The organism is Adlercreutzia rubneri (genome assembly GCF_009755265.1).
GTDB classification, from domain to species: domain Bacteria; phylum Actinomycetota; class Coriobacteriia; order Coriobacteriales; family Eggerthellaceae; genus Adlercreutzia; species Adlercreutzia rubneri.
Genome location: NZ_WPOO01000025.1, coordinates 18,928 through 31,496, shown reverse-complemented (window position 1 = coordinate 31,496; position 12,569 = coordinate 18,928). Strand labels below are relative to the sequence as shown.

Sequence of the window (12,569 nt, the reverse complement as noted above, 5' to 3'; positions counted from 1 at the left end):
CGGCCCGCGAGAGACAAGGGCGGTACGGCTTGAACGAAGTGAGAGGCAGCGCCTTTAGACGCTGCCGGCCCCCCTCGGCCTTATAGGCCCAGAGCAAACCACCCCTTTGAGGGGTGGTTCATGATTGCTATCGAAATTAGTTCCGTGGGGGCAACCAGAGTCGTGCCCTGGGGGGACGGAGATACGACGCTGATACGGTTGGCGCGAGGAACGAAACGGGACATTTCCGCGTCATTTTTACGGTTCGCTTGGTTTACCATGGCCCCAGCGACCGAGGCAATGTGTGCTTACCGTGATGGAGAAACGCAGGTTCAACCGCAGCGGGAAAAGCTCTGCTAAGATAGCAAGGCTATTCCTGCTCCGGTGTGTGCCTTCACCAGCCCGGAGCCGTAAAGTCCAAAGGAGGTGAGCTGATGAAGGCGTATGAACTGCTGTTTATTGTTGCTCCGACGATTGACGACGAGACGCGCGCTGGCGTTATGAAGCGCATCGAGACGACGATCACCGACGCCCAGGGCGTGGTGGACAACGTCGACAATTGGGGCAAGCGTAAACTCGCTTATGAGATCAACGGTCTGTCTGATGGCGACTACACTCTCATCGATTTCCATACTGACCCGCAGAGCATTGCCGAGCTCGATCGCGTGCTGCGCATCAACGATGCCGTTGTGCGTCACATGATCGTCGCCCGCACCGATCGCGACTAGTTGGAAACTGAGCGGTCCCGCAAAGGGGAGCGCTCACCATGAGAAGAGGTAGAAATGAACATTAATCGAGTGATCATCAGCGGCAATCTGACCCGCGACCCCGAGCTGCGCAGCACCCAGTCCGGCATGGACGTCATGAGCTTCGGCGTGGCCGTGAACGACCGTCGTCGTAATCCTCAGACCAACGAATGGGAGGATTATCCGAACTTCGTTGACTGCACCATGTTCGGCAACCGGGCTCGCAGCCTGCACCAGTACTTGTCCAAGGGCACCAAGGTGGCCATCGAGGGCAAGCTTCGCTGGAGCCAGTGGGAGCGCGATGGTCAGAAGCGCAGCAAGCTCGAAGTCATCGTTGACGAGCTCGAGTTCATGTCGAGCCGCAGCGGCGGCGGCGCTCAGTCCTACGGCGGCGATTTCGGCGGCAACCAGGGCTATGCTCCGGCGACTCCGGCCTATAGTGCTCCGGCTCCCATGCCCGCACCGGCCCCGACGCCCGCGCCCATGCCCGCTGCTCCGGTTATCGACGCTTCCTCTTCCGTGTACGATGATGACATTCCGTTTTAAGCGAAACGAAAGAGGTTAATATGGCCGATTACGCTAAGCAGCCTCGTCGTAAGTATTGCCAGTTCTGCAAGGACGACGTGGAGTATATCGATTACAAAGATACTCAAATGCTGCGCAAGTACGTTACCGATCGTGGCAAGATCAAGCCCCGTCGCGTGACCGGTGCCTGCACCCAGCACCAGCGCGACATCGCGGAAGCTGTTAAGCGCGCCCGCGTCATGGCTCTCATGCCCTATGCCGTTCCCGCTGTCAGCGGCCGTGGCGATCGCCGCAACCGCTAGGCGAAGGGAGGAGAACCATGAAAGTTATTCTTCTGAAGGAACTCCAGGGCAAAGGCGGCGAGGGTGACGTCATCGACGTCAACCGCGGCTTTGCCAACAACTTCCTGCTGACCCAGGGCTATGCCGTGAAGGCTACCCCGGGCAACCTGAAGCAGCTTGAGGAGCGCAAGAAGAACATCGCCAAGCGCGAGGAGACTCGCATTGCCGATGCCAACGCTCTGGCCGAGAAGCTGAACGACGCCACCGTGCGCGTTATCGCCCAGGTGGGCGAGGAGGGCGTGCTCTTCGGTTCCGTCACTGCTCCTCTGGTGGCCGACGCCATCGCCGAGCAGCTCGACATCGAAATCGATCGTCGTCGTGTAGAACTGGGCAAGCCCATCAAGATGACCGGTACCTACCATGTGCCCGTGTCTCTGTACCGCGACATCAAGGGTACGGTAACCGTGGTCGTCGCTGGTGAGTCCGAGGCCGAAGAGGCCATCGACGCTATCGAGGAAGCTATCGATATCGCCGAGACTCCGGCCGACGAGATGGTTGAAGTTGACGGCGAAGTTGCCGCCGACGGCACCGTCGAGGTTGAGGTGACCGAGACCGAGGAGTAGTCCTCGTCTTGCGAGACCCTTTGATGGCCCCTCTTCGGAGGGGCCATTTTCTATAATGAGCCTGTTTCCCGTGAAACAGTGGCGGTAAGCCGAGTTCCAGCGTTCGCGGGAAGAAACGCGATACAATAGGCGCACCGACGACGCGAAGGATGTTTCATGCCCTACCAGCCTCAGCCTCCCATGGATGCCAACAATACGCCCGGACTTGCGCCCCGCGCGCAGTTGCCTCAGAACATCGAGGCAGAGCAATCGGTGCTCGCCGCCTGCCTGCTCAACGGGGAGGTGACCGAAGAGGCGGTCATGCGGCTGCGTCCGGAGAATTTCTTCCGTCCGGCCCATCGCATCATCTTCGAGGCCATCATCAGTCTCACGAACCGCCACATTCCCGTTGACCCCATCGCTCTCGCCGACACCTTGAAGTCCACGGGGCAGCTGGAGGCCGTGGGCGGCCGCGCCTATCTGGCCGAGCTAGCCGACAACACCTTCTCGCTCACCAGCTGGGAGCGCCATGTCGACATTGTCAAGCGGCAGTCCATTTTGCGCGAGCTCGTGTTCGCCGCCACGCAGATTAACGCTCTGGCCTATGACGCGCCCGATGATTTGGATCAGGTGGTGGAAGAGGCGGAGAAGACGCTCTTCAACGTAACCGAGAAACGCGTCAGCTCGTCGTTCCGCAAGATGGACGAGTTGGTAAGCGACGCCTACGAGGAAATTTCCCGTCTCGCCAACCAGAAGGACAAGATGGCCGGCGTTCCCACGGGCTTCAAGGACGTCGATGAGCTGTTTCACGGGTTTCGCGGCGGCGATCTGGTTATTCTGGCGGCGCGCCCCGGTGTTGGCAAAACCTCCTTTGCACTGAACCTGGCCACCAACGCGGCTAAATCCGGCGCCGCTGTGGCGTTCTTCTCGTTGGAGATGGGCGCCGAGCAGCTGGTTCAGCGTATCCTGTGCTCCGAGGCTCGCGTGAATCTCTCGAAGCTGCGCAGCGGCTTCATCGCCGAGGGCGACTGGGGTGCCTTGGCCGAAGCCTCGGGCAAGCTCTCCCAGCTGGATATGTTCATCGACGACACCCCAGGCCTCTCGGTACTGGAAGCCCGCGCCAAGGGCCGCCGCGAGCTGCATGGCCTGAAAGAGGGCCAAAAGGGCCTCATCATCGTGGACTACCTGCAGCTCATGCAGCCGGGTCCCATGACGGCCAATAAATCTACCAACGACCAAGTGAGCGAAATTTCCCGCGGACTCAAGATTCTCGCCAAGGAAATGAACATGCCGGTGCTCGCCCTGTCGCAGCTGTCCCGTGCCATCGAACAACGCGGCAAGGACAAGCGCCCCATGCTTTCCGACCTGCGCGACTCCGGCGCCATCGAGCAGGACGCCGATATCGTCATGTTCATCGACCGTTCCATGAACGAGATCGAGGCGGAAAGCGAGTCGCGCCCCGATTTGGGCATGGCCAAGCTCATCGTCGCGAAGCACCGCAACGGCGCCACGCGCGACATCGACTTGGCCTTCAACCCCGAGTTCACGAAGTTCATGGACTTTATTGACGACTCCCGCGTGGGCAGCTTCTAGGGTCTGTTCGTGCCGGAAACGCTGACATTCATCCACGCTGCCGACCTGCACATCGGTGCGCCGTTTCGCGGCCTGAGGGCGCTGTCCGATGAATGGGCGCGCCGTTTGGTAGATGCCATTCCCGGTGCTTGGGATCGCGTAGTGGAGGCGGCCGTGTCGCGCAAGGTCGATTTCGTGGTCGTTTCCGGCGACATCTTCGATTCGGTTCGCGCGTCCTATCGCGACTACCTGCGTTTCTTCGATGGATTGAACCGCCTGGATGCGGAGGGCATTCCCTCCTACCTGTGCACCGGCAACCACGATCCGCTGAGTCTTTGGCAGCAGGATTTCTTCGCGTTGCCCCCGTCCGCTACGATGCTCGCCGCCGATCGTCCCGATTTCGCCCTGTACGAGCGCGACGGGCGTCCCCTTGCGGTCATCGGAGGCCGCGGCTACCCGAACAAGGTGTGGTCGCCCAACGAGGACATCGCCGAGGGTATCACCCGCGCCGCCGCCATTCGGGCATTGGGCCCGCGTGCCGCCGAGGCGCCTTTTGCGGTGGGCGTGCTGCACACCGGGCTTACGCTCGATCCCGTGAAGGCTCCCACCGACCCCGTGGCGCTGCTGCGTGCTGGATTCGACTACTGGGCGCTCGGCCACATTCACAAGCGGTGGGTCAACGACGAGCGTGTGCCGCGCATTGCCTTTTCCGGCTGCATTCAAGGGCGCGATGTGCGTGAAACGGGCCCGCGCGGTGTCAACCTCGTCACGCTGGCGGTTGACGCGCCGCCGAAGGTGAGCTTCATCCCCACGGCCTCGGTGGTGTGGGAGAAGGTTCGCATCGACGTCTCCGATTGCATGAACATTCCGGCTCTGGTGTCCAAAACCATGCGGGAGCTGTTCGCGGTCAACGGCGACGCCTCCTGCGAGATGATGGTGTCGCGCATCGTTCTCACCGGAGCGACCTCCCTTCACGAGGTGCTTGGCCGCCCCGGAGTGCTGGAAGAGGTGCGCGCGTCTTTGAACGATGCGTATTCGGAATTCTACTGCGATAGTCTCATCGACGAGACAACGGCTCCCATCGACGAAGGGGCGTTGCGCGCCGAGGGGCTGTTCCCAGCGGTGTTTCTTCGCACCGTTGATCGGCTCTCCGAGGATGTCGAAGGGCAGATCGACTATTTGCAGGAAGAATATCTTGCGCGCAACGTTCCCCTTACGGCGGCACTTTCCGAGAAGAAGGCGCGTCAGCTCACGAACGAGGCCGCCCGGCTTGTGCTCGACTTGCTGCTGCAAGGGGGCGACGACCGATGACCGAGCCGCGCATCTACCTCCGCTCTATTCACTTGGAGCGCTTCGGCCGCTTTCACGATACGGTGGTCGGGCCCTTCAGCGACCGCATGAACATCGTCCTCGGCGCCAACGAGGCGGGCAAGACGACGGTGGCCTCCTTTGTGGGCGGCGTGCTGTTCGGTTGGGAAGAGGCTCGAGGAAACCGAAACACCTACAAGCCCGAGGGGGCCGAGCGCGCGGGCTCGCTGCTTTTCGCGCGGTCGGCGGGGGCGGACGCGAACGCGAGCGCGAGGGAAGACGAGGAGACGTTCGTGCTTTCCCGCGCCCGCAACGCCGACGGCCTGCAGGGAGATACCTTCCTGGTGGAAGACATCGACAAGGACACCTATCGCACGATGTTTTCCCTGAACAGCGATGAGCTGCGCTCGCTGCGCAACACGACGGATACGACGGCGAAGTTGCTGACGGCCGGTTCGGGCACGGGCTCGTCGCCGGCCCACGCCCTCGCTCATGTGAACGAGCGCTTGGCGGCATTCACCTCCCGCGCCGCCTCGGCCGAGCAGTCGATCCCCCAGCTTCTGGCTCGGCGCAACGCCCTGCGCGCCGAGCAGCAGAGCGCGGCTGGCGTCGCCGATGCCTATCGCGCCCAAGATCGCGAGCTGCACGAGCTGGAGCCCGAGCGCGCCGCCATGGGAGAGCGGGTGGAAGAGGCCAACCGCGTGATTGAGGCGCTCACCATGGCCAAAAGTTCTCTGGCGGCCCTGGATGCCGAACGCGACAAGCTTAAGGGGGATATCGCCCGGCTGGCCAAGAGCGAGGAAGAGGCAGCCAACAACTACGAACTTCACGAGCGTTCCTGCGGGCGCCGCCTCGCACGTCTGACGGCCTCCGACGAGCGGGCCTTGCGTGACCGCTTGGAAAACCTCGCGACCCGTCAATCGCGGCAGGCCCATGCCGTGGAGGTGGCTCGCGCGAACTACACATCCTCCGTGGCAGTGTACGAGGCGCTGCAGGAAACGGCCGACGATGAGGCCGATCGCCGCAGCGAGCGATCGAAGAGGCGCATTCAGGTGGCATTCTGCGTGGTCATTCCCGCCGTGCTGTTTCTTCTGGGCGTCCCTCTTTTCATCGAGGGCCGTGCCCGCGGTGCTCTCAGCTATATGGCCATCGGATTTCTCCTCTCCGTCTTCGCGGCGCTCATGGCCACCGGCGGCTTCGCCATGTTGTTCCGGCCGAACAAGGAGGAAGGCGCCCGCAAAGCCCGTTTCGACGACGCCCATTGGGTGATGATCCAGGATAAGAAGAAGCTGGAAGCGTGCCAGGCTGAGGAGGGATCGGTGGCCGCGCAGGTACGCGAGGCGCTGGATGAAGAAGGGCTGGGCGAGGCCCAAGGGTCGGTGCGCCAGGCTCGGGCACTTCTTGACGAGGCCCGCGAGGCACGTCAGGCCATGGCGCTGTGTCGTCAGCGCCAGCAAGCGGCGGCCGCTCGGCGAGCGGATGCCGAGCATCGCCTTCAGGAAATCGCCTCTGAACGGGCGGCGGCGCTTCAGCGCGCCGGATTGTCGCCCGAGAGCGGAGTAGGCGATGTCGAGGAGGAGCTCGAGCGGCGCGTTCGTCAGCGCTCGGGGCTCATTGAGGCGCTGGAGTCCATGAACCAGCGAGCAGGGGAATTGGCCGCTGTCCTCGCCCAAGCCGAAACGGAGCGCGACTTCGATCGCATCAAGATTGAGGTGCAGGAAGTGACCACGCGTCTGGAAGAGGCGCGCACCGATTTCGCGCGATTGCTTCTGGCCAAGCACATGCTGGAGGCGGCCATTGCCACCTGGGAATCGAAGCGCCAGCCGGAGGTGTATCTGCGGGCGAGCCGGTTGCTGTCCCTCATGACCGAAGGTCGGTGGACTCGCGTGAGTCTTACGCGCGAGGGCACTCTGGAGGTAGCTGACGCCCTCGGGCGCACGCGCCAGCCGGTGCACTTGTCCCTCGGCACGTGCCAGCAACTGTACCTGGCCCTGCGTATTGCGCTTCTTACCTGCGCCGACAACGTGGGGCGGGCCATTCCCATTCTCGCCGACGACATTCTCGTGAACTTCGACGAACAGCGCCGGCTGGGCGCCGCCCGCGCTTTGGTGGAACTATCGGAGCAGCGCCAGGTCATTCTCTTCACCTGCCACGAAGGCGTGGCCCGAGCCTTGAAGAAGGCTGCAAAGCAGTCAGGACGCCCGGCGACGGTGATCAACTTATAGGTTAAACGGGTGTGGCTGCATGAACTCAGTCACCAGAAAGACGACGAAGGACAGCGCGAGCAGAATTCCCACCACTATGCTGAAGATACGCCGGTTGCGCTGCAGGCGTCGCAGCGCCGTGCGCCTTACGAAGGCCCGATCGCCCTCGGGCGTGCCCAGGGGAGGATCTGCCGCAGCGGGCGTGCGGCGCGGTGGCTGGTTGTCGGTCATGGAGGGTCCTTCGCAAGCGGAAGCGTCTTAACTCCGTAAATCTTAGCACGAAGCCCTCCATTCCGAAGCATTAGCCTGTGCGGCTGGTATACTGAGCCCTTGCGGAATGTCGTTTTCAGGGCATTCCCCGCCCAACGTCGAAAGGACTTGAAGATGCCCAGCACAGTGCTCGTCGGCGCCCAGTGGGGCGACGAAGGCAAGGGTAAGATCACCGACCTCATCGCCAGCGACTACGATTACGTGGTGCGCTTCCAGGGAGGCAATAATGCCGGCCACACCGTCATTCACGGCGACAAGAAGCTGGCGCTGCACCTGATGCCCTCCGGGGTCATGTACGAAAACGCCGTCCCGGTCATCGGCAACGGCGTCGTGGTAGACCCGGGCGTGCTCGTGAAGGAGATGGCCATGCTGGAGGCCGAGGGCATCTCCTGCAAAAACCTGAAGATTTCCAACGACGCGCACCTCATCATGCCGTACCACAAAGATTTGGACGGCGCCGACGAGAAGAGCCTCGGCGACAAGAAGATCGGCACCACCAAGCGCGGCATCGGCCCCTGCTACCAGGACAAGATGGGCCGCAAGGGCATTCGTATGCAGGACTTGCTGGACGAGAAGATCTTCCGCCTGAAACTGGAGGCGGTGCTCGCCCAGAAGAACCCCATTCTGGAGAAGATCTACGGTCTGCACACCTACACGGTGGAGGAGATCTGCGACGAGTACCTGCCCTACGCGCGCATTCTGGCCCCTTACGTGTGCGAGTCGGCTCATATGCTGAACGAGGCGCTGGCCGACGGGAAGTCCATCCTCTTCGAAGGCGCCCAGGGCACGCTGCTCGACATCGACCATGGCACCTACCCGTTCGTGACCTCGTCCAGCTGCTGCGCCGGCGGCGCCTCCACGGGCACGGGCGTCGGCCCCAAGGCCATCGACCGCGTGCTGGGCATTCAGAAGGCCTACGTCACCCGCGTGGGCGAGGGCCCCTTCCCCACGGAACTGAAGTTCCCCGAGAACGGCGGCACCGGTCAGGATGCGGAGGACGGCGAGCTTCTGTGCGCCGCCGGCCATGAGTTCGGTGTCACCACGGGCCGCAAGCGCCGCTGCGGCTGGTTCGATGCCGTCATCGGGCGCTACGCCGCCGAGGTGAACGGGCTTACGGACGTGGCCCTCACGAAGCTGGACGTGCTTTCGGCCTTCGACACCATCAAGGTGTGCGTGGCCTACGAATGCGACGGCGTGCGCTACGACTACTTCCCCATGCAGCAATCGGTGCTGCACCACGCGAAGCCCATTTACGTGGAGCTGCCCGGCTGGAAAGACGAGGACATCACCGGTTGCCGCACCTACGAGGAGCTGCCGGAGAACACGCGCAAGTACATCGAGTATTTGGAAGAGGTGTGCGGCGTGCCCATGAGCATCATCTCGGTTGGCCCCGACCGCGACCAGACGATTATCCGCATGTCCTGGTTGAGAGACGAGTAGTAAGTTTCGTTCGTCTTGGCAGACGAACGATTAAGCCGACGCTGCGGTTCCGACTGGCACCTGCCCTTGCCATTCAGCGCTTTCCCTCACGGCCCGAAGGCCGCTCGGCCGCGCTTCAAGGCAATTGCAGGCACCAGTCGGAACCTCGCTGACGTTACGAACGACCTGTGATTTCTTAGAAGAAATTACTGAAAGGAACGAACGTGAACATTCTGCTGATCGGTTCGGGTGGGCGCGAACATGCCATCGCGTGGGCGCTGCAGAAGTCTCCGAACACCGACGTGCTGTACGTGGCGCCGGGCAACGGCGGCACGGCGGAAATCGCCGAGAACGTCGATCTGGATATCGCCGACGGCGAGGCGCTGCTGAGTTTCGTGCACGAGCGCAACATCGGGCTGGTGGTCATCGGCCCCGAGGCACCGCTGGTCGATGGCGTGGCCGATCTGCTGCGCGCCGACGGCGTCCCCGTGTTCGGCCCTAACGCCGACGGCGCCCAGCTGGAAGGCTCTAAAGCCTATTCCAAGGAATTCATGATGGCCAACGACATTCCCACGGCCGCCTATGGCCGTTTCGACAACGAGGCCGACGCGCTCGCCTACGTGCGCGAGCAGGGCGCGCCCATTGTCATCAAGGCTGACGGCCTGGCGGCGGGCAAGGGCGTCGTCGTGGCCGAAACCGTGGAAGATGCCGAGGCTGCCGTGCGCGCCTGCTTCGACGGTGCCTTCGGCGATGCCGGCTCCACGGTGGTTATCGAGGAGTGCATGACGGGCCCTGAGTGTTCGCTTCTGTGCTTCGTCACGGCCGGGCAGTCGTTCCCTATGGCTCCGGCCCAGGATCACAAGCGCGCCTATGATGGCGACTTGGGCCCCAACACCGGCGGCATGGGCGTGTACTCGCCGGTGCCCATCGTCACCGACGAGGAGATGGCCGCCATGGTGGCTATCATGGAGAAGGCGGCCGCCGCTACGGCGCGCGAGCCCTTCGCCAGCGACTATCGCGGCACCCTGTATGGCGGCTTCATGCTGACCCCGGAAGGCCCGAAGATCGTGGAGTTCAACGTGCGCTTCGGCGACCCCGAGACCCAGGTCGTGCTGCCCCGTTTGGAAAGCGACCTGGTGGAGGTCATGCTCGCCGTGGCCGAGGGACGACCCGAGGATGTGCAGCTGGAGTGGTCCGACGACTGGGCCGTTTCCGTGGTGCTCGCCAGCGAGGGCTATCCGGGCTCCTACGAGAAGGGCAAGGTCATCTTGGGTATCGAAGAGGCCGAGGAGCTGCCCGGCGTGACCGTCTTCCATGCCGGCACCCGCCGCAACTATGACGGCGAACTGCTCACCAACGGCGGTCGCGTGCTGAATGTGGTGGCCAAAGGCGACAGCTTCGAGGAGGCCCGCGAACGCGCCTACGAGGCCTGCGACCTCATCAACTTCGAAGGCAAAATGTATCGCCACGATATCGGCAAGAAGGCCTTGCAGGGCCGCAGCGCGTGGGATCAATAGCCGCTGTCTAGAGGTTCAGCGCTTGGGATAGATTCCGTAGGGGCGGACCAAAGGTCCGCCCTTCTCAACCAAGGCAACCAGTCAAGAAAGAAGGAACGCGCGATATGCTTTCAGAACGAATGCTTTCCAAGGTAGTGGAGGCGTGCACGGCCAACTACCTGCAGCTTAAGCCCTGCGACGAGGCGTTCATGCCCTCGCCCAACCCGGGGCAGCCTTATATGCTGTACATGCATGTGCCGTTCTGCGAGCGTTTGTGCCCCTACTGCTCCTTCAACCGCTTCCCCTTCCGCGAGGATCGCGCGAAGCCCTATTTCCAGAACATGCGCCGCGAGATGCGCATGCTGAAGGATCTTGGCTACGACTTCGATTCCGTGTACATCGGCGGCGGCACGCCCACCATTATGATCGACGAGCTGTGTGAGACTATCGATATGGCCCGCGATCTGTTCTCTATCAAAGAGGTCTCCAGCGAGACGAATCCGAACCATCTCACCCATGAGTACTTGGAAAAGTTGAAGGGCCGTGTGCAGCGCCTGTCCGTGGGTGTGCAGTCCTTCGACGACGACTTGCTGCGCCAGATGGATCGCTACGAGAAGTACGGCAGCGGCCAGGAGATTCTCGAGCGCATTCAGGAGGCGTCGCCGTACTTCGTTTCCATGAATGCCGACATGATCTTTAATTTCCCCGCGCAGACCGAGGACACGCTTATTCACGACATCGAGATGGTGGTGGCTTCCGGTGCGAGCCAGACGACATTCTATCCGCTGATGGCCTCGCCGTCGGTGCAGCGGTCGCTGGCCGCCACGGTGGGCAAGGTGGACTACAACCGCGAGCGCCGCTTCTACGAGATCATCTGCGATTTGCTACTGGGGGATTTGCCTGGCGGGCAGCCGGGCTTGTTCGAGCTGGGAAGCGCCTGGACGTTCAACCGTCGCGGCACCGGTGCTGCCGGCGAGGACGCCATGATTGACGAGTACGTGGTCGATTACGAGGAGTACCCGGCTATCGGCTCGGGCGGCATCACCTATCTGGGCGAGAACCTGTACGTGAACACGTTCTCGGTGCGCGAGTACAACGAGGCCATCGAAGCGGGGCACATGTCCATGATGGGCAAGACCACGTTCTCGCTGCGCGACCGCATGCGCTACCGCTTCATGATGCAGTTGTTCGGCCTGCGTCTGGACAAGCGCCAGTTCGAGCGCGACTTCGGCATGTCGGTGGAACGCGGGCTTCCCGTGGAGATGGGCTTCATGCGCGCGTGCGGGGCTTTTGCCACCGACAACGCCGACGAGCTGACGCTGACCCCCAAGGGCCGCTACCTGGTGGTGGTCATGATGCGCCAGTTCTTCATCGGCGTGAACAACCTGCGCGACCAGGCCCGCGCGGCGCTCACGGGAGAGGAGCGCGAGCTTATCTTCGGCGACGGGAAAAGGTGTTAATGACCTACGTTTCCGTCATAACACTGGTTACTTACGCCCTGGTGCTGGGTCTGTTGGCCGTTGTGTCCGTCATCGACATACGGTCGCGCCGCGTGCCTAATGGGCTGGCGGCGGCTCTGGGCTTTCTGTGGGTTGCCTGGCGTGTGGTGCTCGGGTTTGCTGGGGCGCACATGGGCTTGGGCTTTCGCGCCGAGTTTCTTGGGCCGGCGCCCGACGTGCTGGTGCCTCCCGGTCTGGAAATCGGCGGCATCTCCTTTGCGAGTGGCCTTCTGGGCGCCGTGGTGCTCGGCGGCGGCTTGCTCGTGCTGACCACCTTGTACGAGCTTATCAGGCGCAAGGAGGCCTTCGGCGGCGGCGACATCAAGCTCATGGCCGTGCTCGGGCTGTTCCTCGGACTGGAGCGCGGGGTCGTTTGCTTGCTGACGGCTTGCCTTCTCAGCGTCGCCTATGTGCTCGGCCGCGAGTTCGGTCGGCGAGTGATGAAGAACCGCCGCGATCGAAGCACGGGCGCTTTCGCGAGTGCCGACCTTGCTGGCACTGGAGCGCCTTCCCTCAGTGAGCCTTTCCTAAGCGGCGCCATTCGGGAAGTTTCCTCCGAGCACGACCGCGACTCTCTCCTCGCCGGCACGATGCCCTTCGCCCCTTTCATCGCCCTCGGCACCCTTGTCGCCTTCGTAGCCTAAGTCAGGGAGACGTTTCCCTGACTC

At 62.7% G+C, this 12,569-nt stretch carries 11 protein-coding genes and 1 pseudogene; 11 read left to right on the top strand and 1 reads right to left on the bottom strand.

Features of this window, described 5'->3' with window-relative positions:
• Positions 1-413: 413 nt before the first annotated feature.
• From rpsF to GO707_RS10840, 7 genes are all read left to right on the top strand, one after another.
• Complete coding sequence (rpsF, locus tag GO707_RS10870; protein WP_022738031.1) at positions 414-707, top strand: 30S ribosomal protein S6; 294 nt, start codon at positions 414-416, stop codon at positions 705-707.
• Positions 708-761: 54 nt separating this feature from the next.
• Positions 762-1,271 (top strand): single-stranded DNA-binding protein, encoded by a 510-nt coding sequence (locus tag GO707_RS10865; RefSeq protein WP_157013004.1) that lies wholly within the window; start codon positions 762-764, stop codon positions 1,269-1,271.
• A gap of 20 nt (positions 1,272-1,291) precedes the next feature.
• Positions 1,292-1,552: a 30S ribosomal protein S18 gene (gene rpsR / locus GO707_RS10860; RefSeq protein ID WP_022738039.1), complete on the top strand. Its 261-nt coding sequence runs from the start codon at positions 1,292-1,294 to the stop codon at positions 1,550-1,552.
• Positions 1,553-1,569: 17 nt separating this feature from the next.
• Positions 1,570-2,154 carry a 50S ribosomal protein L9 gene (rplI, locus tag GO707_RS10855; protein WP_114540539.1) on the top strand — a complete coding sequence of 195 codons (585 nt, stop codon included), beginning with the start codon at positions 1,570-1,572 and terminating at the stop codon, positions 2,152-2,154.
• 180 nt (positions 2,155-2,334) lie between these two features.
• On the top strand, positions 2,335-3,726 hold the full coding sequence (gene dnaB / locus GO707_RS10850) for a replicative DNA helicase (protein WP_227069955.1): 1,392 nt from the start codon (positions 2,335-2,337) through the stop codon (positions 3,724-3,726).
• A 9-nt stretch (positions 3,727-3,735) separates the two neighbouring features.
• Positions 3,736-5,016 carry a metallophosphoesterase family protein gene (locus GO707_RS10845; RefSeq protein ID WP_114540541.1) on the top strand — a complete coding sequence of 427 codons (1,281 nt, stop codon included), beginning with the start codon at positions 3,736-3,738 and terminating at the stop codon, positions 5,014-5,016.
• Positions 5,013-7,238 (top strand): ATP-binding protein, encoded by a 2,226-nt coding sequence (locus GO707_RS10840; RefSeq protein WP_114540542.1) that lies wholly within the window; start codon positions 5,013-5,015, stop codon positions 7,236-7,238. Before GO707_RS10845 ends, GO707_RS10840 begins: the two co-directional genes overlap by 4 nt.
• Here GO707_RS10840 and GO707_RS10835 read toward each other — a convergent pair.
• Positions 7,233-7,448, bottom strand: a complete 216-nt coding sequence (locus tag GO707_RS10835; protein WP_114540543.1) for a hypothetical protein — start codon at positions 7,446-7,448, stop codon at positions 7,233-7,235. The two genes, GO707_RS10840 and GO707_RS10835, sit on opposite strands and share 6 nt — an antisense overlap.
• Before the next feature lie 153 nt (positions 7,449-7,601).
• Here GO707_RS10835 and GO707_RS10830 point away from each other — a divergent pair, with 153 nt between their 5' ends.
• The 4 genes and pseudogenes from GO707_RS10830 to GO707_RS10815 all read left to right on the top strand — a co-directional run bounded on the left by GO707_RS10830 (position 7,602) and on the right by GO707_RS10815 (position 12,545).
• Positions 7,602-8,927: an adenylosuccinate synthase gene (locus GO707_RS10830; RefSeq protein WP_114540544.1), complete on the top strand. Its 1,326-nt coding sequence runs from the start codon at positions 7,602-7,604 to the stop codon at positions 8,925-8,927.
• Between the two features lie 203 nt (positions 8,928-9,130).
• Entirely contained in the window at positions 9,131-10,423 is a 1,293-nt protein-coding gene (gene purD / locus GO707_RS10825; protein ID WP_114540545.1) for a phosphoribosylamine--glycine ligase, read from the top strand.
• Positions 10,424-10,524: 101 nt separating this feature from the next.
• Positions 10,525-11,862, top strand: a pseudogene (locus GO707_RS10820) (coproporphyrinogen III oxidase family protein); the annotation flags it as partial.
• The gene (locus tag GO707_RS10815; protein WP_114540547.1) at positions 11,862-12,545 is read left to right on the top strand and encodes a prepilin peptidase; all 684 of its coding nucleotides are present in this window, start codon (positions 11,862-11,864) and stop codon (positions 12,543-12,545) included. The pseudogene GO707_RS10820 and the gene GO707_RS10815, both read left to right, overlap by 1 nt.
• Positions 12,546-12,569: the final 24 nt, after the last annotated feature.